The organism is Mycobacterium sp. WUMAC-067, assembly GCF_020217485.1.
GTDB lineage: Bacteria > Actinomycetota > Actinomycetes > Mycobacteriales > Mycobacteriaceae > Mycobacterium.
This window is the reverse complement of sequence record NZ_JAEKMI010000036.1, coordinates 24,875-49,480: the sequence shown is the minus strand read 5'-3', so window position 1 is coordinate 49,480 and position 24,606 is coordinate 24,875. Positions and strand designations below refer to the sequence as shown.

Annotated in this window: 26 protein-coding genes and 1 pseudogene; 12 read left to right on the top strand and 15 right to left on the bottom strand. The window is 67.9% G+C overall.

Features of this window, described 5'->3' with window-relative positions:
• Positions 1-419: pseudogene (locus tag JF781_RS21190) on the bottom strand (DUF222 domain-containing protein); the annotation flags it as partial.
• Between the two features lie 213 nt (positions 420-632).
• On the opposite strand from JF781_RS21190, the gene JF781_RS21185 reads away from it, so the two are divergent.
• Positions 633-1,022 (top strand): phage holin family protein, encoded by a 390-nt coding sequence (locus tag JF781_RS21185; RefSeq protein ID WP_225329249.1) that lies wholly within the window; start codon positions 633-635, stop codon positions 1,020-1,022.
• 2 nt (positions 1,023-1,024) lie between these two features.
• Here JF781_RS21185 and JF781_RS21180 read toward each other — a convergent pair whose 3' ends face one another.
• From JF781_RS21180 to JF781_RS21160, 5 genes are all read right to left on the bottom strand, one after another.
• A complete protein-coding gene (locus tag JF781_RS21180; RefSeq protein ID WP_225329250.1) occupies positions 1,025-1,987 on the bottom strand; it encodes an FAD-dependent oxidoreductase in 963 nt (320 codons plus the stop codon).
• A 16-nt stretch (positions 1,988-2,003) separates the two neighbouring features.
• Entirely contained in the window at positions 2,004-2,660 is a 657-nt protein-coding gene (locus tag JF781_RS21175; RefSeq protein ID WP_225329251.1) for a hypothetical protein, read from the bottom strand.
• Positions 2,661-2,729: 69 nt separating this feature from the next.
• Complete coding sequence (locus JF781_RS21170) at positions 2,730-3,359, bottom strand: nitroreductase family protein (protein ID WP_225329252.1); 630 nt, start codon at positions 3,357-3,359, stop codon at positions 2,730-2,732.
• Between the two features lie 155 nt (positions 3,360-3,514).
• Entirely contained in the window at positions 3,515-4,486 is a 972-nt protein-coding gene (locus tag JF781_RS21165; RefSeq protein WP_225329253.1) for a nitronate monooxygenase family protein, read from the bottom strand.
• A gap of 77 nt (positions 4,487-4,563) precedes the next feature.
• Positions 4,564-5,163 (bottom strand): TetR/AcrR family transcriptional regulator, encoded by a 600-nt coding sequence (locus tag JF781_RS21160; RefSeq protein WP_225329254.1) that lies wholly within the window; start codon positions 5,161-5,163, stop codon positions 4,564-4,566.
• A 104-nt stretch (positions 5,164-5,267) separates the two neighbouring features.
• Between JF781_RS21160 and JF781_RS21155 the strand changes: the two genes are divergently transcribed.
• Positions 5,268-6,836, top strand: a complete 1,569-nt coding sequence (locus tag JF781_RS21155) for an NAD(P)/FAD-dependent oxidoreductase (RefSeq protein WP_225329255.1) — start codon at positions 5,268-5,270, stop codon at positions 6,834-6,836.
• A gap of 10 nt (positions 6,837-6,846) precedes the next feature.
• Here the strand turns inward: JF781_RS21155 and JF781_RS21150 are convergent, their stop codons facing one another.
• Together JF781_RS21150 and JF781_RS21145 are read right to left on the bottom strand one after the other, a co-directional pair.
• The gene (locus tag JF781_RS21150) at positions 6,847-7,449 is read right to left on the bottom strand and encodes a YbhB/YbcL family Raf kinase inhibitor-like protein (RefSeq protein WP_225329256.1); all 603 of its coding nucleotides are present in this window, start codon (positions 7,447-7,449) and stop codon (positions 6,847-6,849) included.
• Positions 7,450-7,511: 62 nt separating this feature from the next.
• Complete coding sequence (locus JF781_RS21145; RefSeq protein WP_225329257.1) at positions 7,512-7,958, bottom strand: SRPBCC family protein; 447 nt, start codon at positions 7,956-7,958, stop codon at positions 7,512-7,514.
• A gap of 84 nt (positions 7,959-8,042) precedes the next feature.
• Here JF781_RS21145 and JF781_RS21140 point away from each other — a divergent pair, with 84 nt between their 5' ends.
• From JF781_RS21140 to JF781_RS21125, 4 genes are all read left to right on the top strand, one after another.
• The gene (locus JF781_RS21140) at positions 8,043-8,741 is read left to right on the top strand and encodes an MBL fold metallo-hydrolase (RefSeq protein ID WP_225329296.1); all 699 of its coding nucleotides are present in this window, start codon (positions 8,043-8,045) and stop codon (positions 8,739-8,741) included.
• A 151-nt stretch (positions 8,742-8,892) separates the two neighbouring features.
• On the top strand, positions 8,893-11,181 hold the full coding sequence (gene aceA / locus JF781_RS21135; RefSeq protein ID WP_225329258.1) for an isocitrate lyase ICL2: 2,289 nt from the start codon (positions 8,893-8,895) through the stop codon (positions 11,179-11,181).
• A gap of 408 nt (positions 11,182-11,589) precedes the next feature.
• Positions 11,590-11,967 (top strand): hypothetical protein, encoded by a 378-nt coding sequence (locus tag JF781_RS21130; protein ID WP_225329259.1) that lies wholly within the window; start codon positions 11,590-11,592, stop codon positions 11,965-11,967.
• Between the two features lie 171 nt (positions 11,968-12,138).
• Positions 12,139-13,302, top strand: a complete 1,164-nt coding sequence (locus tag JF781_RS21125) for an LLM class flavin-dependent oxidoreductase (RefSeq protein WP_225329260.1) — start codon at positions 12,139-12,141, stop codon at positions 13,300-13,302.
• Between the two features lie 61 nt (positions 13,303-13,363).
• On the opposite strand, the gene JF781_RS21120 is transcribed toward JF781_RS21125, so the two are convergent.
• Positions 13,364-13,831, bottom strand: coding sequence for an SRPBCC family protein (locus JF781_RS21120; protein ID WP_225329261.1), 468 nt, complete (start codon positions 13,829-13,831; stop codon positions 13,364-13,366).
• 201 nt (positions 13,832-14,032) lie between these two features.
• Between JF781_RS21120 and JF781_RS21115 the strand changes: the two genes are divergently transcribed.
• Both JF781_RS21115 and JF781_RS21110 read left to right on the top strand, forming a co-directional pair.
• A complete protein-coding gene (locus JF781_RS21115) occupies positions 14,033-15,877 on the top strand; it encodes a fatty acyl-AMP ligase (RefSeq protein ID WP_225329262.1) in 1,845 nt (614 codons plus the stop codon).
• 61 nt (positions 15,878-15,938) lie between these two features.
• The gene (locus tag JF781_RS21110; RefSeq protein ID WP_225329263.1) at positions 15,939-16,616 is read left to right on the top strand and encodes a hypothetical protein; all 678 of its coding nucleotides are present in this window, start codon (positions 15,939-15,941) and stop codon (positions 16,614-16,616) included.
• A 7-nt stretch (positions 16,617-16,623) separates the two neighbouring features.
• Here JF781_RS21110 and JF781_RS21105 read toward each other — a convergent pair whose 3' ends face one another.
• Positions 16,624-17,394, bottom strand: a complete 771-nt coding sequence (locus JF781_RS21105; RefSeq protein ID WP_225329264.1) for an SDR family oxidoreductase — start codon at positions 17,392-17,394, stop codon at positions 16,624-16,626.
• Positions 17,395-17,453: 59 nt separating this feature from the next.
• On the opposite strand from JF781_RS21105, the gene JF781_RS21100 reads away from it, so the two are divergent.
• Entirely contained in the window at positions 17,454-17,930 is a 477-nt protein-coding gene (locus JF781_RS21100; protein ID WP_225329265.1) for a nuclear transport factor 2 family protein, read from the top strand.
• A 76-nt stretch (positions 17,931-18,006) separates the two neighbouring features.
• On the opposite strand, the gene JF781_RS21095 is transcribed toward JF781_RS21100, so the two are convergent.
• Together JF781_RS21095 and JF781_RS21090 are read right to left on the bottom strand one after the other, a co-directional pair.
• Positions 18,007-18,750 carry a DJ-1/PfpI family protein gene (locus tag JF781_RS21095; RefSeq protein WP_225329266.1) on the bottom strand — a complete coding sequence of 248 codons (744 nt, stop codon included), beginning with the start codon at positions 18,748-18,750 and terminating at the stop codon, positions 18,007-18,009.
• 18 nt (positions 18,751-18,768) lie between these two features.
• Complete coding sequence (locus tag JF781_RS21090; protein ID WP_225329267.1) at positions 18,769-19,719, bottom strand: GlxA family transcriptional regulator; 951 nt, start codon at positions 19,717-19,719, stop codon at positions 18,769-18,771.
• Between the two features lie 120 nt (positions 19,720-19,839).
• Here JF781_RS21090 and tpx point away from each other — a divergent pair, with 120 nt between their 5' ends.
• Positions 19,840-20,334, top strand: coding sequence for a thiol peroxidase (gene tpx / locus JF781_RS21085; RefSeq protein ID WP_064941189.1), 495 nt, complete (start codon positions 19,840-19,842; stop codon positions 20,332-20,334).
• A 13-nt stretch (positions 20,335-20,347) separates the two neighbouring features.
• Here the strand turns inward: tpx and JF781_RS21080 are convergent, their stop codons facing one another.
• Entirely contained in the window at positions 20,348-21,322 is a 975-nt protein-coding gene (locus JF781_RS21080; RefSeq protein ID WP_225329268.1) for a nitronate monooxygenase family protein, read from the bottom strand.
• Positions 21,319-21,699, bottom strand: a complete 381-nt coding sequence (locus JF781_RS21075; protein ID WP_225329269.1) for an NYN domain-containing protein — start codon at positions 21,697-21,699, stop codon at positions 21,319-21,321. Before JF781_RS21075 ends, JF781_RS21080 begins: the two co-directional genes overlap by 4 nt.
• A gap of 76 nt (positions 21,700-21,775) precedes the next feature.
• Here JF781_RS21075 and JF781_RS21070 point away from each other — a divergent pair, with 76 nt between their 5' ends.
• Together JF781_RS21070 and JF781_RS21065 are read left to right on the top strand one after the other, a co-directional pair.
• Positions 21,776-22,960, top strand: coding sequence for an acyl-CoA dehydrogenase family protein (locus tag JF781_RS21070; RefSeq protein WP_225329270.1), 1,185 nt, complete (start codon positions 21,776-21,778; stop codon positions 22,958-22,960).
• Between the two features lie 62 nt (positions 22,961-23,022).
• Positions 23,023-23,925 (top strand): NAD(P)-dependent oxidoreductase, encoded by a 903-nt coding sequence (locus tag JF781_RS21065; protein WP_225329271.1) that lies wholly within the window; start codon positions 23,023-23,025, stop codon positions 23,923-23,925.
• A 48-nt stretch (positions 23,926-23,973) separates the two neighbouring features.
• On the opposite strand, the gene JF781_RS21060 is transcribed toward JF781_RS21065, so the two are convergent.
• The gene (locus tag JF781_RS21060) at positions 23,974-24,543 is read right to left on the bottom strand and encodes a TetR/AcrR family transcriptional regulator (RefSeq protein WP_225329272.1); all 570 of its coding nucleotides are present in this window, start codon (positions 24,541-24,543) and stop codon (positions 23,974-23,976) included.
• Positions 24,544-24,606 lie beyond the last annotated feature (63 nt).

Sequence of the window (24,606 nt, the reverse complement as noted above, 5' to 3'; positions counted from 1 at the left end):
CCGGCGAAAGAACCGGCGGATCACCGCGATGTGTCCGGCGCCGAGTTCGCCGCGGGCCTGGGCGGCGGCGGTGGCGGCCAGCACCGGGGCAGGGGTTCACCGGTCAGGCCGTGGCGCGGGCCCAGATCGGCGGCCTGTTTGACCCGCCGGCTGGCCTCGGTGTGGCTGATCCGCAACCGGTCGGCGATCGCCTGATCGAGTTTGGCGCCGAGTTCTTGGATGCTGGCTTGGCGGGCCAGGTGATTGATCAACGCATGCTCGGGCACGGGCAGGCGGCGGCGCGCCTTTTCGCAGCGCTCCAACAGCGCCAGGCACTCCCGAGGGGCCAGCGCATCAAAACTCAGCCCTGCCACGCCCTCGAGGGCGGCGTCGAGCGCGTCGAAGGCTTCGACGATCTCCTCACGCGTACTCGAACCCATGCCGCAGACATTACGAAGACCCACCGACACAAAACCCCGAATTGTGACCACTGAAAACACAGTGACACAAGGGAATTCAATATACGTTCCCGATATCCGAAATCGCGAGCGAGCGAGGCACGAGAACCGACGGGCGAAGCCGGTCACCCCGGTCAGAACTAACCGCGCCGATTCCTGCTTACCTTCGCGGTCCGGATGGCAGGATTTACGAGCATGGGCCCTTTTTTGGTGCGTGCCGCGCTGACCGGATTCGCGTTGTGGATCGTTACCCTTTTCGTGCATGGCCTGAGCTTCGTGGGCGGCAGCACGAGGCTCGAGCGGGTCGGCATCATCTTCGTCGTCGCCGTGATCTTTGGCTTGGTCAACGCGTTCATCAAGCCGATCGTCCAGATCTTGTCGATCCCGCTCTACATCGTGACGCTCGGCCTGTTCCATGTCGTCATCAACGCGCTGATGCTCTGGATCACAGCGCGGATCACCGAGCACACCACCCACTGGGGGCTGCAGATCGACCACTTTTGGTGGACCGCCATCTGGGCGGCGATCGTCTTGTCGATCGTCAGTTGGTTGCTGTCCTTGATAATTCGCCGCACCGGTGCGTGAGATCAGCGGCTGCCGGCCAGGCTCACCACGTCACGCGCACAGCCCCAGGACAGGGTGACGCCGTTGCTGCTGTGACCGTAGTTGTGGATGCAGCGCGCCCGCCCGAGCGGTTCGGCCTCCACGCGCACCGAGGGGCGGTCGGGCCGCAGCCCGGTGATGACCTCGATCACCTCGGCGTCGCCCAGTCGCGGCTCGATTCGGCGGCAGCGTCGCAGGATGCGTTCGGTCACTTCGGGTTCCGCGGCGGTGTCCCACCGGTCGGGGATGCTGATTCCACCGCACACCACCCGCTGCGGGTGGGGGAAGTAGCAGGTCCATTCCGGGCCGTCGTTCAGTTCCAGAAACAGTTGCTGCAGACCGGGATTGGTGAGCACCACATGCTGGCCGAATAGCGGCCGCACGGTGGGGTCGCCGGTGAGCGCGCCCGCGGCGAGGCCGGTGCAGTTGACCACAATTTCGGCGGTGTCGGCCGCCTCGGCCAGGGATCGAACGGGATGTTCTTCGATGTCGCAGCCGGCCGCCGCCAGCCGCCGGGTCAGGTAATCGAGATAGTGCGGCATGTCGATCATCGGCACGGTGGCGCGAAATCCGGTTCCGAAACCCGGTGGGATGTCGGCGGGGTCGGCCGGCCGCAGGCCGGGGATCAGCGCGGCCGCGGACGACATCGCCTCGGCGGCGGTCAGCTCGCCGACGGCCAGGGCCGGCGCCAGCAGCACGCCGGAGTCGGGATCCCCGGCGAGATCACGGAACACCTGCAAAGAGTGCTCGGTCCAACGCAGCGTCTCGCCCGCGCGTTCCGCGGGCCGCGGGGGCGCCCACACGGCGCCCGCCACCGCCGAAGTCGTTTGTTTGGGCGTGGCATCCGCCCATACCCGGACCGGCCAGCCCGCCTCGGCCAAACAGATGGCCGACGTCAATCCGCTGACGCCGGCGCCGACCACGACGATCTGCTGCGTGCTGGCCACGGCGCCGGCGGGCCGATCAGGAATGCGCGGCTTGCGGGGCGGGCGCAGCCGGGGCCGGCGCCGGTGCCGGCGATGGGGCCGGTGCCGGGGCTTGCGGAGCAGGCGACGCCTGCGGAGGCCGCTGCGCGTTCCCACCCAACAGACCGTTGAGGATGCCGAGCGTGCCCTGCACGCCCGCGGGCGGCGCTTGCGAGGGCGGAACCGCGTCCGGCGTCAGTTGCCAGGGCTGGCAGCCCGAGGTCTTGAACGATTTGTCGCCCGGCTCGATCTGAACTACCTGCGCCTTTTTGGTCATGGCATTGTCGATGAGCGCGCCGTCGGGGTTGCCGGTCCGTTTCCAGTAGCACGTGCCGTTGCCGACGGGACCACCTGAGCTGTAGATGCCCGGGACGATGTCGGTCCCCACCGCGTAGATGCCGTCCTTGTCGATGGTGGTCTTCGGCCCTGCCGGGGCGGGTGCCGGCGAGGCCCCAGGCGACGCTGCGGGCGACGGGGCTGCCGAAGGTGCAGGTGACGGCGCCGGGGAGGCGGCCGGTGCTGGTGAGGCCGCGGGCCCGGGCGCGGGACCCCGCGTCTCGTCGGGATCGGCGCTGGCAACGACCGTCGACGCGGCCCACCCCGCGATCATCAGGCTCGCGGCAGCCAACCGTGCCGCCCTAGGTACTCCACCCATAGGGATCGAGGGTACCGGGGTCAAGAACCTAATTCATCTCGTTGTGAAATCGCGCGGCGTGGGACTGCATCAGCTTTCCCCCCAGCCATCCCAGAAGGTGATGGTCGCCGCCGGCGGCCGCACGGCCGGCCGGAAGTCGGTGCCGAGCGTGTAGGCGACGGGGAACAGCGCGGCCTGCGTGACGGTGGGGGGAATGCCGAGCAGGTCGGCCACCTCCCGCTCCTTGAACAGATGCATTGTCGTCCACACCGATCCCAGCCCACGCGAGCGCAGCGCCAGCAGAAAGCTCCAGCCGGCCGGGATGATGGACGCCCATGCCGCCGCGGCGATGCCCGGTTCGGCGGTGTCGATGCGCTGGTTGAGGCAGGGGATGACGTGTACCGGGACGTCCCCCAACGTTTCGGTCAGGCTCATCGCGCTCTGGTACACCCGCTGCGTCTGCGGATCCGTCGCGTTGTCCGCCGCGTACGCCAGGTACTGCGCGCCGACGCTCCGGTAGATCTCGGCGATGGCGGCGCGTTTGTCCGGGTCCGTGATCACCAGCCAACGCCAGTCCTGCGTGTTGCTCGCCGTGGGCGCCTGCATTGCCAGTTGGATGCACTCGAGGATCACGTCGCGGCCGACCGGCCGGGTCAGGTCGAGCCGTTTGCGCACCGATCGGGTGGTGCTCAGCAGTTCGTCGACGGTGGCGATGTCCATGGGGTCCTTACATGTGTCGGTAGGGAGCGGGTAAAGGTCGATAGCACAGGGTCGTTCGATGTTGCGGCCGATCATCGCGGCGGGGATTCCGTCGGCGAATCCTGCCCGCGCAATGGGGTATCGAGCTGAGCAAACCAGACCCCTCGCTCGGCTGTCTAGGCCGTCGCGTCGCGATTCAGGATGTGCGCCGCTTCGCTGACCATGTCGGCGACGATGTCAGCCGCGGGACGGACGCCGCGGACGCCCCCCACGCCTTCGCCGATCAGTATCGCGGCCGTATCGAAATCCCCGGCGGCAACGGCCTTCTCGTAGTCAGTGACCGCCTGGTCCAGCTGTGCCGACAGCTCGGACTCGCGACCGTGCCAGGTGTCCAGGAAGGCGCTGCGCAGCGCCCGCGCGTTGTACTCGGCGGGCCAATCGAGGCGGCGCACAACGTCATAGGCGCGGGTGCGCACGGTGTCGTCTCCGCGGGCGGCCACGGCCCGCTGCTGCGCCCGCGGTGACACCAGCGCCTCCGGCGACGCCCAGAACCTGGTGCCCACGAGGGCGCCGTCAGCACCCAAGGCCAGCGCGGCCGCCAGCCCGCGGCCATCGCCGACGCCGCCGGCGGCCACGACCAATGTGTCGGGGGAGCGTTCGCTGACGAAGTCGACGACCTCGGGCACCAACGTGAACGTCGAACGCACGCTCATCCCGTGCCCGCCCGCCTCGCCGCCCTGCGCCACGATGACCTCTGCCCCGGCATCCAGGGCCCGGCGCGCCTGGTCCAGGTTCTGCACCTGGGCGGTGAGCGGAACGCCGGCGGCGTGGATGCGATCGGCGAAGGGCCGCAACTCCCCGAAGGACAACATGACCGTCGCCGGTCGCCGAGCCAGCGCGATGTCGAGCAGACGCGGATCACGGGCCAGGCTCCAGGTGATGAATCCGCATCCGACTCGCGTGCCGGCGGCGTGGTCGAATTCGCGCTCCAGCCATTCGGCATCGCCATAGCCCCCGCCGATCAGGCCCAGGCCACCTGCCGATGTCACCGCCGCCGCGAGCCGGCCCCCGGAGACCAGGGCCATCGGCGCGAGCAGGATGGGGTGCCTGATACCGAAAAACTCCGTCAGACGCGTAGGCAGTGGCATGGTGTTACTCGCTTCAGCTGGCGCGGACGGGACGTCTACTGCAACCGACGTTAGGGCCGCGGAAATCCCTCGGTTGCTCAGGCAAGCCGCGCCAGACCGGAGCGCACCAGATCCAGACTCGCGGCAACGTCTTCGCCGAGGTCGCCCGCGCAACCCTTGCGGCCCCAATTCTCCACTGCCGCAACGAGGGCGGCGGCCAGCGCAGAACCCGCGACCTCGGCGGCGAGGTCGATGTCCGCCAGATCCCGGTTGCGCTTCCTGACGAAATCGGTGAGCACGCCGGCGAACGAGGATTGCACCACCCGTAGGTGGCCGGCGATCCGGTCGGCGCTGATCAGCTCGGCGCGCGCGGTCGCGGCCTGGCGGACCACTTCGAGGTCGTGGGGAAACGCGGAAACGCTTGCCAGCACCGCATCGAACAACGACTCGGACGGCGGGCGTTGCGCGAGCGCCTCGGCCAGCCATTCCAGCTGTGACTCGTAGTCCTGGAAAAGGACGGCTTCCTTGGTGGGGAAGTGCCGGAAGAAGGTGCGCTCGGTGACGCCGGCCTCGCGCGCCAGCTCGGTGACGGTGACATTCGCAAAACCCTTGCGGGCGAAGCTCTTCAACGCCGCACGACGAAGTGCCTCATGCGTCGATCGTCGTCGTTGTTCATGACGGTTGCCCAGGGCGGTCATCTCAGGGGAGATCGTATCCCAGCCGAAGTGGTCAATACTGACACCTTCCATTTATGTCAGTACTGACATATTCTGCATTCGATAACCCGACGAAGGCGAGGGCCATGAGCACAACGGATTACGACGCCATCGTGGTGGGCGCCGGGCACAACGGGCTGACCGCTGCGGCGATTCTGCAACGCGCGGGCCTGCGCACGGTGTGCCTGGAAGCCAACACCTATGCCGGGGGCATGGCGGCGACGGTCGAATTGATCGACGGCTTCCGATACGAGATCGCCGGTTCGGTGCAGTTCCCCATGGCAAGCGAGCTCACCAAAGACCTCGGGCTCGACACGCTGCCGGCGGTGGAGCCCGAGGTGATGTCGATCAACCTCGGCGAACACGGCGAAGAACCGATGATCTTCTATCGCGATCCGATGCAACTGATGACGCACCTGGGCGAGAGACACGGAATCGAGGCCGTCACCGGCATGGCCGAATTGATCGGTTGGAGCCAGGCACCGGCGAAGGCGCTGGGTCGCTTCGACGTGCGCCGGCCGCCCAAGACCCTCGACGAAATGTATGCCTGCGCGACCAACGACGCCGAACGCCGGGCCATTCACGAAATGCTGTTCGGCTCGGCGATGGACGTGATCGACCGCTACCTGCCCGACAAGCAAAGGCACGCGGTCATGCGCGGGATGCTGGCGTTCCTAGCCGTCAACTCGACCTACCGCGGCCCGTATACCCCGGGCAGCGCAACATGTTTGGCGTTCGCGCTGGCGGTGCCCGACGGCAGCACCGCGATGATGACCAAGCTGAAGGGCGGCATCGGCGCACTCACCGAACACCTACGCGAGCTCTTCATCTCCCATGGCGGCGAGATCCGCTTTCGCACCAAGGCCGAGCAGATCCTCGTCGACCAGCAGAGGGTGACCGGCGTGCGACTGCGCGACGGGTCGACGATCGCGGCTCCGATCGTGGTGTCCAACCTGTCACCCGATGTCACTCTCACCGACCTCGTCGCACCCGAACACGTTCCGGCGGAGCTTGTCTCGCGTGTGTCCGGTCGCGACCACCGAGCCTCGTTCGTGCAGATCCACTTCGCCCTGGACGGGCTGCCCGAATTCGCCCCGCCGTACGAGTTCCTCAACGCCGACGGCATGCAACAGTCGATCGGCATCTTCGGGTCGCCCGAATCCCAACAACTGCACTGGGAAAACTGCCGGCGGGGCATCGTCCCGGACAATCCGTCGATGGGCATGCAGATCCCATCGGTCCACGACCCCGCAATGGCGCCGCCGGGCAAGCACGCGGCGAGCGCGTTCGCCTATGCGTTTCCGGTCGAAGTCAGCCGCGCGCAGCATGGACACCTCAAAAACGAGATGGCGCAACGGGTTATCGACAAGATCACCAGGTTCGCGCCGAACTTCAAGGACATCGTGATACGGCACATCACGTTCGCGCCCTACCACATGAACACCATGTTCGGAGCGCCCGACGGCGACTTCTGCCACGGGCTGTTGCACCCAGACCTGATGGGCCCCAACCGGCCCGGACCGAGGGGCTTCCTCGATCTGCCCATCCCGATCGACGGCCTCTACCTGGGCGGCGCCGGCTGTCATGGCGGACCGGGCATCACCTTCACCCCCGGGTACAACGCCGGCTATCAGGTGCTCGACGACGCGTCCTGACGAGGACGGATCAGCCGCCGAACGCCCCCACGAGCTGGGCCTGGGCGGTCGCGGCGCCGGCGATCGCCTGTGCGGCCTGCACGCCGGCCAGGCCGCCGGGCAGCCGGTAGTCGTTGGGAAGCTGATAGAGCGTGAACCGATAACGGTGCGTGCCGGTTCCGGCCGGGGGACAGGGGCCCTGATACGCCGGCTGGCCGGCCGTATTCGGCAGGGTGATGGCGCCGGCCGGGGTCTGGCCCTCGGCCGTGCTGCCGGCCCCGGGCGCGATTCCGATCACCACCCAGTGGACGTACAACCCGGCCGGGGCGTCGGGGTCATCGACGACCAGGGCCGCACCCAGCGGGGCCGACCACGCCAACGGCGGTGCGATGTCGGCGCCTTTACACGTGTACTGCACCGGAATCGGCGCGCCGTCGGCGAAGGCCGGACTGCTGATCGTCAGTGGCCCGCCCGCGGGCGCGTTGGGCGCCGTCTTCCCGAGCGTCGTGACCTTCGGCGCCGGAGACGACGTCGGAGGGCTATCACCAGCGGAGCCGCAGCCGGCCAGCGTCCCCAGCAGCGTCGCCCCGCCCATGAGCGCTGCGATTCGACGAAACACCGCAGTCGTGTCCATGAAGACAGTCTGACCCGCCCGGTCGCGCTGCGGAAGCACCCGTTTCGCGGCGACGCACGCGGTTACTTACCGCGCTTCTCGACTTCGAGTACCCGCTTGCGCAATCCCTCGGTGGCCGTGTCCATCAGGCTCTTGGCGCCCTTCTTGACCAGAAATCCGGGAACGGGTGCCACCAGGTCGACGGTGAGATCGAAGCGGACCCGGGTCGAGTCCCCGTCGGGCGTCAACGTGTACCGCCCCTCCTGAGCGCGTTGTTGTTTGGAGCTGACCAGGGTCCAGCCGACGCCATCGTCGTGAACGGTGTAGGCGAGTTCCTGTTCATCGCTGACTCCGACGAGTTTGACCACCTGTCTGGATCTAATCGGGTGGTTCTGATCGTCGCGCTCGAGGACCTCGACCTTTTTGTGCGCCGACGACCATTCGGTCAACGACTCGAGGTCGAACAGCACATCCAGGATTTCGTCCGGCGTCGCTTCGATGACGACTTCGCGGGAATCGGTGATAGCCATGTCGGGGAGATAGCCGGTGCGATGACGCTCGAAACCGACCGCGTCAGCGCCCGGAGGCAAGCCCCGGGGGTTACCTTCCAGGGTGTGCATTTCGCCTGGGAAACGCTGACCGGCGGCGTGCATCGCTGCCGGCTCCCGTTCTGCGATGTCACGATCGGTCTGGTGTGCGGCCGCGCGGCAACGTTGCTCATCGACACGGGCACCACGCTGACCGAAGCGGCCGCGGTCGACGCCGACGTCCGTTGGCTTGCCGGGCGACCGGTGAGCCATATCGTCTTGACGCACAAGCACTTCGACCACGTCCTGGGCTCCTCGCTGTTCGGGCAGGCGGAGATACTTTGCGCGCCCGAGGTGGTCGGGCATCTCACGTCGTCGACCGACCAGATCCGCGCGGACGCGCTGCGTCACGGTGCCGACGCCGCCGAGGTGGACGCGGCGATCGCCGCGTTACGCCCTCCGCCCCGCGGCGTCTATGACGCCTCGGTCGATCTGGGGGACCGGACGGTGACGATCTCATACCTCGGACGCGGCCACACCGCCTCGGACCTGGTGGTCCTCGCGCCGGCGACCAACGCCGGCGAGCGGGTGGTGGTGTTCACCGGTGATCTGGTCGAGGAGTCCGCCGACCCCGCGATCGACGCCGATTCCGACGTGGCGGCGTGGCCGGCCACCCTGGACCGGCTGCTCGCGGTCGGTGGCCCCGACGCCATCTACGTCCCGGGCCATGGCAAGGTCGTCGATGCGGCATTCGTCCGTCGTCAGCGGGACTGGCTGGCCGCGTAGTGGCCCAGCCGTGAGCGATAGTGAACTGAAACATGTTGTGTCCCAAGCGTTTCACGACTGTTTTGGCCCGATCTTTCGACTCCTGATTGAACTGCCGTTCGCGGGGATAGACTCACGTTCAGTGGAGTCGTGCCGGAGAGGGGCGTAAGACATGGCGATCATCGATAAGGACACGCAAGTCCGGCCGTCGTTCGACGACGAGGTCGCTGCCACGCAGCAATACTTCGACGATCCGCGCTTTTCCCGGATCACCCGCCTCTACACCGCCCGCCAGGTAGCCGAGCAGCGCGGGACTATCCCGACCGACTACACCGTGGCACGCGACGCGGCGGCGGCCTTCTATGAGCGGTTGCGCGAGCTGTTCGCCCAGAAGAAGAGCATCACGACGTTCGGCCCGTACTCGCCCGGCCAGGCGGTGGCGATGAAGCGGATGGGCATCGAGGGGATCTATCTGGGCGGCTGGGCCACCTCGGCCAAGGGCTCCACCACTGAAGATCCCGGACCCGACCTGGCCAGCTACCCGCTGAGCCAGGTGCCCGACGACGCCGCGGTGCTGGTGCGCGCCCTGCTCACCGCCGACCGCAACCAGCAGTACCAGCGCCTGCAGATGAGCGAGAAGCAGCGCGCCGCGGCCACGACCTACGACTACCGGCCGTTCATCATCGCCGACGCGGACACCGGCCACGGCGGTGACCCGCACGTGCGCAACCTGATCCGCCGGTTCGTCGAGGTCGGCGTGCCCGGCTACCACATCGAGGACCAGCGCCCCGGCACCAAGAAGTGCGGACACCAGGGCGGAAAGGTCTTGGTGCCATCCGACGAACAGATCAAACGCCTCAATACCGCGCGCTTCCAGCTCGACATCATGAAGGTTCCGGGCATCATCGTCGCGCGCACCGACGCCGAGGCCGCCAACCTGCTGGACAGCCGGGCCGACGAGCGCGATCAGCCGTTCCTGCTCGGCGCCACCAACCTCAAGATTCCTTCGTACAAGTCGTGCTTCCTGGCGTTGGTGCGTCGCTTCTACGAGTTGGGTGTCAAGGATCTCAACGGGCACCTGCTTTACGCGTTGCCCGAAGGCGAGTACGCGGAGGCCGCCGCATGGCTTGAGCGCCAAGGGATCCAGGGCGTGATCTCCGACGCCGTCAACGCCTGGCGCGAGAACGGCCAACAATCGATCGATGACCTGTTCGACCAAGTCGAGTCGCGGTTCGTGGCCGCCTGGGAGGACGACGCCGGCCTGATGACCTACGGCGAGGCCGTCGCCGATGTGCTCGCGTTCGCCGCCAGCGAGGGCGAACCGGCCGATATGAGCGCCGACGAATGGCGGGCTTTCGCGGCGACTGCCTCGCTGTACTCCGCCAAGGCCAAGGCGAAGGAATTGGGCGTCGACCCCGGTTGGGACTGCGAACTGTCGAAGACGCCCGAGGGTTACTACCAGATCCGTGGCGGCATCCCGTACGCCATCGCCAAATCGCTGGCGGCCGCGCCGTTCGCCGACATTCTCTGGATGGAGACCAAGACCGCGGACTTGGCCGACGCCCGGCAGTTCGCCGACGCCATCCACGCCAAGTTCCCCGACCAGATGCTGGCCTACAACCTGTCCCCGTCGTTCAACTGGGACACCACCGGCATGACCGACGAGCAGATGAAGCAGTTCCCCGAGGAACTGGGCAAGATGGGTTTCGTCTTCAACTTCATCACCTACGGCGGACACCAGATCGACGGCGTCGCCGCCGAGGAGTTCGCCACCTCGCTGCAACAGGACGGCATGCTGGCGCTGGCCCGGCTGCAGCGCAAGATGCGCCTGGTCGAATCCCCTTACCGCACACCGCAAACCCTGGTCGGGGGGCCGCGCAGCGACGCCGCGCTGACGGCATCCTCGGGGCGCACCGCCACCACCAAGTCGATGGGCGAGGGCTCGACCCAGCACCAGCACCTGGTGCAGACCGAGGTGCCCAAGAAGCTGCTCGAGGAGTGGCTGGCGATGTGGAGCGAAAACTACGACCTCGGCGAGAAACTGCGGGTGCAACTGCGGCCCCGCCGGGCCGGCTCGGACGTGCTCGAACTCGGCATCTACGGCAACGGCGACGAGCAGCTGGCCAACGTGGTCGTCGATCCGATCAAGGACCGGCACGGCCGCAGCATCCTGCAGGTGCGCGACCAGAACACCTTCGCGGAGAAGCTCCGGCAAAAGCGGCTGATGACCTTGATTCACCTCTGGCTGGTGCACCGCTTCAAGGCCGACGGGGTGATCTACGTGACGCCGACCGAGGACAACCTCTATCAGACCTCGAAGATGAAGTCCCACGGTATCTTCAGCGAGGTCTACCAGGAGGTCGGCGAGATCATCGTCGCCGAGGTGAACCAGCCCCGCATCGCCGAACTGCTCAAGCCCGATCGCGTGGCGCTGCGCAAGCTGATCACCAAGGAGGGGTAGCCGCGATGCAGCCGCGGCCCTGGTCACGGCCTTTCGCGGCCGCCTGAGTTCGCTCCGAGGACGGTCTACTTAGTGAATATAAGAAATTTTCTAATTTGCGAGTAAGACATTTCGCCCACGGCAAGCGCCGGACACAGATACGATTTGTTTCGCCGATGGTCCATAGGCCCGAGATGGGCCATCGGCTTCAAAGCCTCGATGGTGCCCCGCGTTGGCACATTCCCTTGTGCCGCTACGGCTCCGCCCGTGAATCGCTAACCCGCTCTTTCCCGATGGCCCGCGATCGCCCGCGTGACGGCCACCGTCGTGCATCGCAAACTCGCCGCCGGAAGTAGTTTGCGCGCCCATGCCCCGGGGTAAGAAACAGTGGGCGCCGCGACGTGGCGCACGTGGAGATTGGGGGATCTGATGGGATCTGGACCGAGGACAACGGTCGCCCTGTTCGGCGGCGCGGCCATGCTCGTACTGGCGGTCGGCTGCGGCGGCGGGCACAAAGAAGGGCCAAGCAGCACGACCACCCCGACGACCACGCCGTCTTCGAGCGTCGCGCCCTCCACGACACCCGGTGAGGGCGGCGGTGGTCCCGGCGGCGGTGGTGGCAATGTGCCCGGTGGCCCGACCGGTGGCGGCGGTCCCGGTGGCGGCGGGGGCAGCATCCCCGGTGGCCCGACCGGTGGCGGCGGTCCCGGTGGCGGCGGCGGCAGCATCCCCGGCGTCGGCGGTGGCGGCGGTGGCCCGGGCGGTGGCGGCGGGTGCGTCGGCAACGTCTGCGGCGGCTACCCGTGATCAGCCACTGTCGTTGAGCCCGTTCTAGTTCGAAGTCCCAGACTTGTTGCCCTAGCCGGTGGGGTCATGGTTACCTGGCCCCACCGGCTGATAACTCTGGGCTTATTTCTTCCGGCTTCCCGCAGCGTCCTTTGAGCTATGGTTCGGGGGACTCGACTGCAAAGGGATCCCATGGGCAAGCTCAGGTTTGGATATTTCATCGCCCCCTTCCATCGCGCGGGCACCAATCCGACGCTGGCCCTGCAACGCGATCTCGAGTTCATCGAGCACCTCGACGCCCTCGGCTTTGACGAAGTCTGGATGGGCGAGCACCACTCGGCCGGGAGCGAAATCATCAGCTCCCCGGAGATCTTCATCGCCGCCGCCGCCGAACGTGCGAAGCGAATCCGGTTCGGCACCGGGGTCATTTCGCTGTCGTATCACAATCCGCTGTGGGTCGCGGACCGCCTGATGCTGCTGGACCATCTCACACATGGCCGCATCATCGGCGGCGTCGGTCCGGGCTCGCTGCCCAGCGACTCGTCGATGATCGGTCTCACCCCCACCGACACGCGGGAGCTGCTGGAAACGAACCTCGACATCGTCGTCCGGCTGCTCGCGGGGGAGACGGTGAGCGCCAAAACGGCGACCCACCAGCTGTTCGATGCCCGGTTGCAGCTTGCCCCGTACTCCGACGGCGGGATCCCGCTGTCGGTGGCCGCGGTCGCCTCGCCGACGGGCGCGCGGCTGGCCGGCAAGCACGGCATCGGCCTGCTGTCCATCGGGGCGACGCTGACCGTCGAGGGCTTCAACGCGCTGTCCTACCACTGGGACATCGTCGAGGAGCGCGCGGCGACGTTCGGCGCGCAGGTCGACCGCGGGAACTGGAGCCTGGTCGGTCTGTTCCATCTCGCCGAGACCGAAAAGCAGGCCCGCGAAGAGGTCAAGTTCGGCATCGAGCCGTGGTTCCGGTACTTCCAGAAGGTGGCCACCTTCCCGCAGATGACGATGCCGGGAGAACAGCTCGACGAGATGATCGATGTGATCAACGACAACGGGGCCGGCGTGATCGGCACGCCCGAGCGGGCGCGCGAGCAGGTGCAGCGGCTGTGGGACCAGTCCGGCGGGTTCGGTTGCATGCTGCAGATGGGTCACGAGTGGGCGAACCCCGCCGCCACCAAACGGTCCGCCGAATTGTTCGCCGCCGAAGTGATGCCGCACTTCCAGGGCCAGGCGCAGCCGACGCTGGACGCCGCGGCGCGCGCCGGGCAGGCCCGGGAGAGCCTCGCGCAGTCACAGCTCGACGCCGTCGCGCACATGACCAAGAAGTATCAGGACGAGGTCGGCTCCAAGTAGCGGCGCACAGCCGCGACCATCCTCGCGAGTGTGCTTCGCGTATCGCGTATTTCGCGGACTGCTACCGCCCGGTGTTCGACTCGCGTTCGGCGGCCTTGACCAAGCGGCCGGCGAAGAATCGGACCGCCCCGCCCATCGCGGCGCGCATCACCGGTCCCGTTCCGCGAACGCCCTCGGTGAATGAGCCGGTCCACCGGATGTCCGTGCCGCCGGCCGCATTCGGCGTGAAGACCACCTCGCCGGCGTAGTCCTGGGCCGGGGTCGGCGGTCCCACCAGCTTGTAGGCGTGGCGGCGGTCCGGCTCGTACGCGACGGTCTCCTCCTGCACGAAGACGGGCCACATGCCCACCTTGCGGATGGCCCCGATCCCACCCGGCGCGGGATCGCCCTGGCGGGCCCAACTCGAGCGCAAAACGATCGGCTTGGCCCACTGCGACCAGTTGGCGCCATCGGCGACGAGCCGAAACAGCGTCGCGGCGGGCGCGCTGCTGGTACGGGTGATTTCGAAGGAGAACTTGCGGCCCGACATGACAACTCCTGGTGATAGCAAACGCTACGGCCCTCGATGGCCCTGGACTGCGCTCGCCGGTAGGCTACCGCCCACCCGCCGAACCCCCGGCTCGGGGGCCACCTACACCTCACGGAATGAGCGAATGCGGCCGCGTCGCTTGGCGTTTGCCCGCTTCGTCGGCGCAGGGACCGCGGAAACGGCTTGCCTAGACTGGCACCCATGGATCACGGCTCCCGGCATGACGCCGGTGTCCCCGGGCTGCTTCGAATCGAGGACTGCCTGGACGGCGACGGAAATATCGCGCTGCCGCCCGGCGTCAACCTGATATCGCTGATCGACCGCAACATCGCCAACGTCGGTGACGCCGTGGCCTATCGTTACCTCGACTACAGCGGCCAGGGGAATGGCAAAGCCGAAGAGGTGACGTGGACCCGGTTCGGCGTGCGGCTGGAAGCCATCGGCGCGCGCATCCAACAAGTCGCGAGCCGTGGTGAGCGCGTTGCGGTCCTCGCGCCGCAGGGCATCGACTACGTCGCCGGCTTCTACGCGGCGGTCAAGGCGGGAACCATCGCGGTGCCGCTGTTCGCCCCGGAATTGCCCGGGCATGCCGAGCGCCTCGATACCGCGTTGCGCGACTCGAAGCCCACGGTCCTGCTCACCACCACCGCCGCGGAAGGCGCGGTCGCGGGATTCTTAGCCGGTCACCCGCACCTGGGCCGGCCGCAGGTGATCGCCATCGACCGGATTCCCGACTCGGCGGGTGAGTCGTTCGTGGCGACCGAGCTCGGCATGGACGATGTGTCGCACCTGCAGTACACGTCGGGCTCCACCCGGCCGCCGGTCGGCGTCGAGATCACCCACCGCGCGGTCGGCACCAACCTGGTGCAGATGATTCTGTCGATCGACCTGCTGGACCGAAACACTCACGGCGTCAGCTGGTTACCGCTCTACCACGACATGGGTTTGTCGATGATCGGCTTTCCGGCCGTCTACGGCGGCCATTCCACCCTGATGTCTCCAGCCGCGTTCGTCCGCCGGCCGCTGCGGTGGATCCAGGCATTGTCCGACGGCTCGCGGCAGGGCAATGTCGTCACCGCGGCGCCGAACTTCGCCTACGAGTGGGCGGCGCAGCGCGGCCTGCCCACCGGCGGCGAGGACATCGACCTGCGCAACGTGGTGATGATCATCGGCTCCGAGCCCGTCAGCATCGACGCGATCAGGACGTTCAACAAGGCGTTCGCGCCATACGGGTTGCCCCGCACCGCGTTCAATCCGTCCTACGGCATCGCCGAGGGAACGTTGCTCGTCGCGACCATCGCGCCGGTGGCCGAGGCGACGGCGGTGTACTTCGACCGCGAACAGCTGGGCGCCGGGCACGCGGTGCGCGTGCCCGCGGACGCCCCCAACGCCGTCGCTCAGGTGTCATGCGGGCAGGTGGCACGCAGCGAATGGGCCGTGATCGTCGACCCCGGCAGCGCCGCCGAATTGCCGGACGGCGAGGTGGGTGAAATCTGGTTGCAGGGCAACAACATTGGTCGCGGATACTGGGGACTCCCCGAAGAGACCCGGCTGGCGTTCGGCGCCGCACTGCGATCGCGACGCACCGATGGCAGCCACGCTGAGGGCGCCGACCTCGAACGCCCATGGCTGCGCACCGGCGATTTGGGCGTGTACCTCGACGGCGAGCTGTACGTGACGGGGCGGATGGCGGACCTCATCACGATCGAGGGCCGCAACCACTATCCGCACGATATCGAGGCCACCGTCGCGGAGGCGTCCCCGATGGTTCGGCGCGGATACGTGACGGCGTTTTCCGTACCGGCCCAGCAGGACCCGGCCGCCGACCGGCTCGTCGTCGTCGCCGAACGCGCCGCCGGCACCAGCCGTCAGGACCCACAGCCGGCGATCGGGGCGATTCGTGAAGCGGTCTCGCAGCGCCACGGTCTGACCGTCGCGGACGTGCGCCTCTTACCGGCGGGGGCCATCCCACGGACGACCAGCGGCAAGCTCGCCCGTCGCGCATGCCGCGCCGAATACCTCGGTGGCGGCCTGGGCGCCCACTGATCGGATTCGCGCGGCGGCGGAGCAGGCCGGACACCGACCGTCCTGATGGCATCCTGGCCATGTGGGCTTGCTATTCCGATTGGCGGAGCTGCTGATCCTCATCCTGCCGCTGACGGGCGCGATCGTGGCCGCGGTGCGTGCGTTCGGCGCCTACCGGCGGCGCGCCGACGAGCGGGCGCGGGAATCCGAGCGGACACCGCTGCCCGACGCGCCCGCCGGCCCAGCCGCCGCGAACAACCACGCGGCCCAATGGCGCGCGATCCGGCGTGTCCTCGACGAACACCGCCGCACCGACGATCGTTGGCTCGAGTACGAACTCGACGTCGCCAAGCTCCTGGACTTTCCGCTCATGACCGACATGCGCGATGCGCTGACGGTCGCGTTCCACAAAGCCAAACTCCGCGCCGACTTCCTGCGGCCCGTCAAGGCCGAAGATCTCCTCGACGATCGGGAAGCCGCCGCGCAATACATGGCCGCCGTCGAGGATTACGCGACCGCGTTCAACGCCGCGGAGGCCGAGGCGATGCGCCGACGCCGCAACGACTTTTCCCGGGCGGATCAGCAACGGATCGCCCGCGCGCAGAGCCTGCTTCGGGTGGCGGCCGACCCCGCGGCGGCGGCGCACGAACGTCAGCGCGCCTACGAGGTGGCCCGTAACGAACTCGACGGCCTCTTGGTGCTGCCGTCGGGCGCACGGGCGAACATCGAACGCGGGATCTCCGGCGAGATCGAGCGCTGACGTCCCGTTACGGGCAGCTGTACCCGCCGTCGATCACGAGGTCCGAACCGGTCATGTAGCTGGACGCCTCGCTGGCCAGATACAGGTAGAGGCCGATGAGTTCCTCAGGCCGGCCGATGCGGCCCAGCGGAATCTTGGGCTCCCACAGGCGGTGATACTCCTCGAGGGGCTCGACGAGTTCGGTGAGGATGTAGCCGGGGCTGACGCTGTTGACCCGAATGTTGTGGGGCGCGAATTCGACGGCCATCGCCTTGGTCAGATGGATGACGGCCGCCTTGGAGGCGCAGTAGTGGCCGACCTGCTGCGGCACGTTGATGATGTGGCCCGACATCGAGGCGGTGGTGATGATGGCGCCACCGTGTCCCTGCCGGACCATCGCCCGGGCCGCCGCCTGCGCGGTGAGAAAGACTCCGGTCACGTTGGTGTCCTGGATGCGCTGGAATTCTTCCGGTGACATCTCCAGCATCGGGGTGACGGCGATGATCCCGGCGTTGCACACGGCGATGTCGATGCCGCCCAACTCCGCGATCACCCGGTCCACCATGGTGCCCACCTGGTTCGGTTGCGTGACGTCACAACGGATCGGCACCACGTTGCCTTCTCCGTCTGCGGACAGCTCGCCGGCGATGCGTTGCAAGGCTTCGAAATTCCGTGCCGCAAGGGCGACCTGGGCGCCGGCTTGCAGATACGCCTGCGCCACCTGCTTGCCGATGCCGCTGGACGCGCCGGTCACCAACGCGCGCTTGCCGCGCAAGTCGAACAGGTCCCACACGTTCATTCGATAACCCTATTCGCAACCGGCAACCCAAAACCGAAACACGTTCTAGTGTGTCCGCTATGGGCAAATTCACCAGGGCAGAAATCGACGAAGCCGTCGAGAACTACACCAAGGTCGTCGAAGGGTGCAGCGCGTCGGGCGACTGGCGCCCGTTCGCGGATCTGTTCACCGAAGATGTCGTCTACACCGAGCATCACTACGGCGTCTTCCACGGGCGCGAGGCGGTGCGGGACTGGATCGTCGCGGTGATGGCGCCGTTTCCGCACATGCGCTTCCCCAACGACTGGATCGCCCACGACGAGGACAACGACGCCGTCGTCGTCATGATCAAGAACCTGCTGGACCACCCCACCGATCCGGACGGCGAACCGTTCTGGTTCCCCAACTGGACCCGGCTGGTCTACGCCGGCGACGGCCTGTTCTCCAGCGAGGAGGACATCTACAACCCCGACCGTGACGCACCCCGTGTCGTCGCGGCCTGGATGCAGGCCGGCGGGCAGCTCGCCACGACCGAGATCCTGCAGCCCAACGCCTAACTAGGCCGACCCGAGCGTGCGGTCTGCGACGCATCACCAGCGTGTCGCGTCGTGAATCGCACACTCGGCGTTGGTGTTAGCGCGCGACCACCGGGCTGACGTGCCGCCGGCGCCGCGACCGGACCTTGCCCAGCGCCTGCTCCCAGGCCAGCAAGGTCGTGGCCTTCACGTTGGCCGGCTTCACGCTGTCCTTGGACAGCAGCGCGGTCGCCGCGGCCTTGGTGGTCGCCGACGCCTTCGACATGTGGCCCGAGTCGAACGGTGGTTGCGGGTCGTATTCGAGCGCGAGTTGGATTGCCTTGGCGCGGCTTTCGCCGCCGATCTGTCCGGCCAGCCACAGCGCGAGGTCGAGTCCGGCGGACACGCCCGCGCTGGTGACGACGTTGCCCTCGTGCACGATTCGCTCGTCTCCCACCGGAACGGCGCCGAAGGCTTTCAGCGCGGGAATCGTCAGCCAGTGCGACGTCGCCCGCCGGCCCTGCAATAGCCCCGCGGCCGCCAGGATCACCGAGCCCGAACACACCGACGCCGTCCAGCTCGCGGTGCGGTGCGCGCGGCGCAGCCAGTCGAGCAGCGCGTCGTCGCGCGCATGGACCGGGGTCGAGGGGCCTCCCGGGACGAGAATCACGTCGGGAGAAGGCGTTTCGGCCAGCGAGTGCGTGGCGCCGATGACCAGCACGCCGGAGTCGGCGGTGATCGGCCCGGCGTCGTGCCAGACGAACCGCACGTCGGCGCCCGGGAGGTTGCGCAACACCTCGTAGGGGCCGATCATGTCCAGCGCGGTGAATCCTGGATAGGCCACGATGGCGATCTGGGTCATTGGTGTCGTCCTTTCCGGCTAAGCGAAGGCCTTGCGGTACTGGTCGGGCGAAATGCCCACGCGGCGAAGGAAATTGCGGCGCATCGTCTCCGCGGTACCGAAGCCGCATCGGGCGGCGATCGCGACGACGGTGTCGTCGGTCTCCTCCAACTGTCGGCGCGCGGCTTCGGTGCGGATGCGCTCGACGTATTGGCCGGGCGCCTCACCGATCTCGGCCGTGAACACCCGGGTGAAGTGGCGCGGGCTCATCGCGGCCCGGCGGGCCAGATCGTCGACGGTGTGCGGGCCGCCCGGTTCGGCCTCGATCGTCTCCTGCACCTCGCGAATCGAGTCGCGCCTGGCCCGCGGCATCCACACCGGCGCCGCGAACTGCGTCTGTCCGCCGGGCCGGCGCAGATACAGCACCAGCCAGCGAGCCACCGTCTGGGCGACCTCGGTGCCGTGGTCCTCCTCGATCAGCGCCAGGGCGAGGTCGATTCCCGCGGTGACCCCCGCGGCGGTCCATACGGTGTCCGAGGTGCGGACGAAGATCGGGTCGGCGTCGACGTCGATGGCGGGAAACTCGCTCGCCAGACGTTCGGCGAAGGCCCAGTGCGTGGTCACGCGCTGCCCGTCGAGCAGACCCGCCTCGGCGGCAAGGAACGCGCCGGTGCACACCGTCACCATGCGGCGGGCATGTCCGGCGACGGCCTTGACCCAGGCCACCAGCTCGGCATCGGCCCGCGCCGCGTCGACGCCCGCGCCGCCGGGCAGCACGACCGTGTCGATCGGCTCGCCCGGACCCGGCAACGGCGTCGCGACGAGGGCCAGCCCGGTGGCCGTCGACACCGGTTGGCCGTCGACCGAGGCGACGGTGACGTCGTAGCTGCCGCCCGTCAACAGCGATGCGGTCGTGAACACGTCGTGCGGCCCGATCACGTCGAGCGCCTGCACGCCGGGGTAACCGGCGATGACCACCTTGCGAGGCATGAACCCAGTGTTGGACACATCGGGCGTGTCGTCTACGCCATGTATCCCACTAATTAGGACACGAAGGCCTGCGCCGACCCTGCCCCGGGGCGTCCGGGGCGGTGTTGGCAGACTGTGCGCATGGCACAGATAACGTTGCGTGGAAACCCGATCAACACAGTCGGCGAGCTACCTGCCGTCGGATCCAAAGCCCCCGGCTTCAGCCTGACGGGCGGCGATCTGGCCCCGGTCAGCAGTGAGCAGTTCGGCGGTAAGCCCGTGGTGCTCAACATCTTTCCGTCCGTGGACACCCCGGTCTGCGCGACGAGCGTGCGGACCTTCAACGAGCGCGCCGCCGGGGGCGGGGCGACCGTGGTGAACGTCTCGAAGGATCTGCCGTTCGCGCAGGCGCGTTTCTGTGGCGCCGAGGGCATCGAGAACGTCAAGACCGCGTCGGCGTTCCGGGACAGCTTCGGCGAGGATTACGGCGTCACCATCACCGACGGCCCGATGGCCGGGCTGCTCGCGCGGGCCATCGTGGTGATCGGGGCCGACGGCAATGTCGCCTACACCGAATTGGTGCCCGAGATCGCGCAGGAGCCCAACTACGACGCGGCGCTGGCCGCGGCGGGCTGATCTCGCCGGACAGCTAGGCGCCGGCCTCGCCATCGCCGACCGTCCCGAGGCGGTCGGCGGTGGCGGCCAGCGCCTCGCGGCAGCCTTTCCACATCTGATCAATGATGTCGGCGGCCGGGGGCAGGTCGTGGATACGGCCGGCCACCTGGCCGGTGTTGGCGACGCTGGCGTCCAGGTCGCCCTCGAAGTAGAGCCGCTGCACGCGTTGCAGCGCCGCCGCGCCCTCGCCGGCCGACGTCGCGGTGTCCAGCCGCTCGGCCGCGGGCGTGCGGATGACGCGCATCATTCGTTTGCCGTCGAGGGGGAGCAGGACCGTCCCCGTCTCGTCGGCCTCGACGACCGCTCGCTTGAGGTTGCCGTGCACGGGGGAGTCCGCCGAGGCGAGTAACCGCGTGCCCATCTGCACCGCCTCGGCGCCCAGGACGAAGGCGGCCGCCATCGACCGGGCGTCGCAGATCCCGCCGGCGGCCACGATCGGAACGTCGACGTGGGCCGCCACCAAGGGCAACAGCACCATGGTGGAGGCACCGAAGCGGTTCTTGAATCCGCCGCCCTCGACGCCTTCGACCACGAGCCCGTCCACGCCGACGTCGACGGCCTTGCGCGCCGCGGCCAGGGTACCCACCACGTGGAAGACCGTGATGCCCGCGTCGTGCAGCCGATCGGTGAACAGCGAGGGGTCCCCGGCCGAGGTGGTCACGAACCGAATGTCGTTGGCGACAAGCAGATCCAGCATGGCGGGATCACGGTTGAACAGCAGGGCGATGTTGGCGCCGACGGCGCCGTCGGTCAGGTCACGCACGCGCCGCAGGTCGGCTCGACCTTGATCCGAGGTGGTTTCGATGATTCCCAGGGCGCCGGCGTTCGATACCGCCGCGGCCAGCTGGGCGCCGGCGATGTAGGTCATCGGCGCCTGAATGATCGGGATGTCGATGCCCGCGAGCGTGCACACCCGGTTGGGCGCTGGGGCTCCGCCGGCGGTACTCATCGGCCGCGCGGGTCGACGAGGTCGCGAAAGCTCTCCGACCGGTGCACCGAGGCGCCCAGGCTTCGCACTCGCTCGGCCAGGGTTCGGTCGGATGTCACGACGCGAATGTCGTGCGGGTGGGCGTCGGCCGCGACGAGCCGGACGATCTCGTCGTCGGCCGAGTTCGCGGCGGCCCTGGGGGCGTGGGCTATGTCGACCACCGATGAGGTGAGGGCGGTCGCGGGCGGACGTTCGAACACCACGGTCACCCCGTCTCCTTGGGTGGCTGCCCATCGGTCCAGGCGCTGCACCAACGCGACCATCGCGCCGTTGCGATCCTTCCACCAGCCGTCGGGCCGGCTCCCGATCACGTTCATGCCGTCAACGATCCAGCGCACGAATACACGGTAAGCGACGCGGCGTGACGCGCGATTTTCATTCGTCGTGCGTCGGCTGGTTGATACGGTCACCCTCATGACGTCGATCGCCGACACCGAAAACCGGGTCGTTTCGCTGGCGCGCGGTATGCGCGAGCTGGTGGCTGCCCAGGCCGCCGAATCCGAACGCTTGCGCACCCTGACTCCGGCGATCGTCGACGAGATGTGGGCCAGCGGGCTGATGTCCGCGTTCAACCCGGTCGTGGCCGGCGGCGTCGAGCCGTCCTTCACCGAGATGATCGAAACCTGGATCGAAATGGCTTGGCAGGACGGCTCGTTCGGCTGGGTGGGGATCGCCAATCTGCCGTCGTCCTTCGCGGCCGCCGCGTACTTGCCGGACGAGGGCTTCGCCGAAGTGTTCACCGCCCACGACAACCGCGTCACCATGGGCGGTCAGTTCTTTCCCAATGGGCAGGGGTCGGCCGTCGACGGCGGTTACCTCGTCACCGGGGCGTGGAACTTCGGTCCGGGGATCGGGCACTCGCAATACGTTGCGGCCGGATTCCTTCCGACGGACAACGGCGAGATGCGCTGGATCAGTGAGGGTTTCCCCGAGATGCGGGTTGCCATCATTCCCCGGTCCGAGATCAGCTTCGACGACGGCTGGTTTGTCCAGGGGCTCAAGGGAACCGGTTCCTACGACTACAGCGCCACCGACGTGTTCGTCCCCGCCGGCCGCACGTTCGAACTGTTCACGCGGCGCCCGTACCGGGGCACGTCGCCGGCCACCCGGATGGGCCTGATGCCCGTCAGCGCCGCCGGGCACGCCTCGTGGGCGCTGGGGGTGGCCAAGAGCATGCTCGACGACGTGCAAGAGCTGGCCGCGACGAAATTCCGGATGAGCGACATGGCGTCGCTGGCCAGCCGCCCGACCTTCCAGAAGGGACTGGCGCACCACCGAGCGGCCTGGCGAGCGGCCCGCCTGCTGGTGCTCGACGCGTTCACCACCGCCGAGGCGGCGGTGGCGTCGGGGGAGGAGCTCACGCCGGCCCTGCGCGCCGACATGCGAGTGGCCGCCGTCTACGCCACCGACACCGCCCGAGGCTGCGCCGAGTGGGCCCACCTGGTCGCGGGGACCAGCTCGATCCGGGAGGGCAGCCGGCTGGAACGCGCCTTCCGTGACATCTACACCGGAACCCAGCACGCCTTCATCAGTGAGAAGGTGGCCATCGACGTCGCGCAGATATGGCTGGGCATCATCGACGACCAGCCCGGGCTGTGATTCGCCGGCGAACGTTGACGGATCCACTGACGGCCAATCAGCTCCTCGCTAGCATTGCGCCCATGCGCGGCTCCAAGATCCTGATCACCGGTCCGACCGGTCAAATCGCCACCCCCATCGCCCGGGCGCTCGCGGCCGACAACGAAGTGTGGGGAATCGCCCGCTTCACCGATCCCGCCGCGCGAGAAGCCCTGGAGGCGGCCGGAATTCGTTGCGAGGCGGTGAATTTGGCCGCCGGCGACTTCTCCGGTCTGCCAACGGATTTCGATTACGTCCTCAACTTGGCGGTGGCTAAGAGCGGCAGTTGGGACAAGGACCTGGCGGCCAACGCGGAGTCGGTCGGCCTGCTCATGGCCCACTGCCGCGAGGCGAAGGCCTTCCTGCATTGTTCGTCGGCCGCCGTGTACGACCCGCCGGACGACGCCCCGCGCAGCGAGCGCTCCGCCCTGGGCGACAACCACAAGCCGCTGTTTCCCACCTATTCCATCTCCAAGATCGCCGGCGAGGTGGTCGCCCGTTCGGTGGCGCGGGTCATCGGGCTGCCCACCACGATCGCCCGGCTCAACGTCCCCTACGGCGACAACGGCGGGTGGCCGTTCTACCACATGGAGATGATGCTGGCGGGCATCCCGATCCCGGTCCCGCCCGGTGAGCCCGCCCGCTACAACCCGATTCACGAGGACGACATCATCGCCACCATCCCCAAGCTGCTGGAGGTCGCGTCGGTCCCGGCGACCACCGTCAACTGGTGTGGTGACCAGACCGTCAGCCTGCAGGAGTGGTGTGACTACCTCGGCTCCCTGGTCGGCAAGGAGCCGATCTTCGAGGCGAACGAGCAAGCGCTACGCGGCAACCCGACCACCATCGACCGGATGCACGAGCTCATCGGCGGCACCACGGTCGACTGGCAGGACGGAATTCGGCGCATGGCGGCCAAGTTCCACCCTGAACTTGTCGGCGTCTAATACGTTGCAGCACAATACTATTCGACGGCAAATTCGTCGACGACCGGGCTAAGCTCGCGCGCTGACGATGCGGGCAGCCGCCTCCACCGCGGCCGCGCGCCGCTCTGCGATGACGTCCGCGTCCGTGGTCGCCGCGTCGGGGTCGGGCCAGTGGGCCCAGGAGAGCCCGATTCCGAACAGCAGTACCAGCAGTTGGCGAGGGTCCCACCACGGGTCGACGTGGCCGTCGAGCCGGGCCTGTTCCAGCGCGGCGATGGCCGTATCGGGTGGGGATTCGCCCTCGAACTCCGGCTTGTCGAGGGGAAAGCCCTCCAGCTGCGCCCAGGTGATCATCCGCAGATGCTCCGGCCTGTTCTGGGCGAGATCGAAGATGTCACCGACGAACTCGGGCACGGCATCGGGACGCAACTCCACCGCGCGGAAGAACTCCGCGCCGTCGGCGGCTACCACGCCGCGAAAGAGCGTTTCCTTGTCGCCGAAGTGCGCGTACAGGCGTTCCTTGCTCGCGCTCGCGGCCCGCGCGATGCGATCGATGCGCGCGCCCGCCAATCCGTACTGCGCGAATTCCGCTCGGGCAGCGGCGAGAATTTCGCCGCGCAGCTCAGTGGTCGTCCTCACACGGTCATCATAGGCGGACGAACTGGTTCGTTTGTTAGGGTGGTGGGAGCACAAGGTAAATCG

Excerpts from the sequence above, each read along its gene's own strand:
- JF781_RS21185 (WP_225329249.1), top strand. The coding sequence starts at position 633 with ATGGGCCCTTTTTTGGTGCGTGCCGCGCTGACCGGATTCGCGTTGTGG.
- JF781_RS21175 (WP_225329251.1), bottom strand. The coding sequence starts at position 2,660 with ATGGGTGGAGTACCTAGGGCGGCACGGTTGGCTGCCGCGAGCCTGATG.
- JF781_RS21170 (WP_225329252.1), bottom strand. The coding sequence starts at position 3,359 with ATGGACATCGCCACCGTCGACGAACTGCTGAGCACCACCCGATCGGTG.
- JF781_RS21165 (WP_225329253.1), bottom strand. The coding sequence starts at position 4,486 with ATGCCACTGCCTACGCGTCTGACGGAGTTTTTCGGTATCAGGCACCCC.
- JF781_RS21160 (WP_225329254.1), bottom strand. The coding sequence starts at position 5,163 with ATGACCGCCCTGGGCAACCGTCATGAACAACGACGACGATCGACGCAT.
- JF781_RS21155 (WP_225329255.1), top strand. The coding sequence starts at position 5,268 with ATGAGCACAACGGATTACGACGCCATCGTGGTGGGCGCCGGGCACAAC.
- JF781_RS21150 (WP_225329256.1), bottom strand. The coding sequence starts at position 7,449 with ATGGACACGACTGCGGTGTTTCGTCGAATCGCAGCGCTCATGGGCGGG.
- JF781_RS21145 (WP_225329257.1), bottom strand. The coding sequence starts at position 7,958 with ATGGCTATCACCGATTCCCGCGAAGTCGTCATCGAAGCGACGCCGGAC.
- aceA (WP_225329258.1), top strand. The coding sequence starts at position 8,893 with ATGGCGATCATCGATAAGGACACGCAAGTCCGGCCGTCGTTCGACGAC.
- JF781_RS21130 (WP_225329259.1), top strand. The coding sequence starts at position 11,590 with ATGGGATCTGGACCGAGGACAACGGTCGCCCTGTTCGGCGGCGCGGCC.
- JF781_RS21125 (WP_225329260.1), top strand. The coding sequence starts at position 12,139 with ATGGGCAAGCTCAGGTTTGGATATTTCATCGCCCCCTTCCATCGCGCG.
- JF781_RS21120 (WP_225329261.1), bottom strand. The coding sequence starts at position 13,831 with ATGTCGGGCCGCAAGTTCTCCTTCGAAATCACCCGTACCAGCAGCGCG.
- JF781_RS21115 (WP_225329262.1), top strand. The coding sequence starts at position 14,033 with ATGGATCACGGCTCCCGGCATGACGCCGGTGTCCCCGGGCTGCTTCGA.
- JF781_RS21105 (WP_225329264.1), bottom strand. The coding sequence starts at position 17,394 with ATGAACGTGTGGGACCTGTTCGACTTGCGCGGCAAGCGCGCGTTGGTG.
- JF781_RS21100 (WP_225329265.1), top strand. The coding sequence starts at position 17,454 with ATGGGCAAATTCACCAGGGCAGAAATCGACGAAGCCGTCGAGAACTAC.
- JF781_RS21095 (WP_225329266.1), bottom strand. The coding sequence starts at position 18,750 with ATGACCCAGATCGCCATCGTGGCCTATCCAGGATTCACCGCGCTGGAC.
- JF781_RS21090 (WP_225329267.1), bottom strand. The coding sequence starts at position 19,719 with ATGCCTCGCAAGGTGGTCATCGCCGGTTACCCCGGCGTGCAGGCGCTC.
- tpx (WP_064941189.1), top strand. The coding sequence starts at position 19,840 with ATGGCACAGATAACGTTGCGTGGAAACCCGATCAACACAGTCGGCGAG.
- JF781_RS21080 (WP_225329268.1), bottom strand. The coding sequence starts at position 21,322 with ATGAGTACCGCCGGCGGAGCCCCAGCGCCCAACCGGGTGTGCACGCTC.
- JF781_RS21070 (WP_225329270.1), top strand. The coding sequence starts at position 21,776 with ATGACGTCGATCGCCGACACCGAAAACCGGGTCGTTTCGCTGGCGCGC.
- JF781_RS21065 (WP_225329271.1), top strand. The coding sequence starts at position 23,023 with ATGCGCGGCTCCAAGATCCTGATCACCGGTCCGACCGGTCAAATCGCC.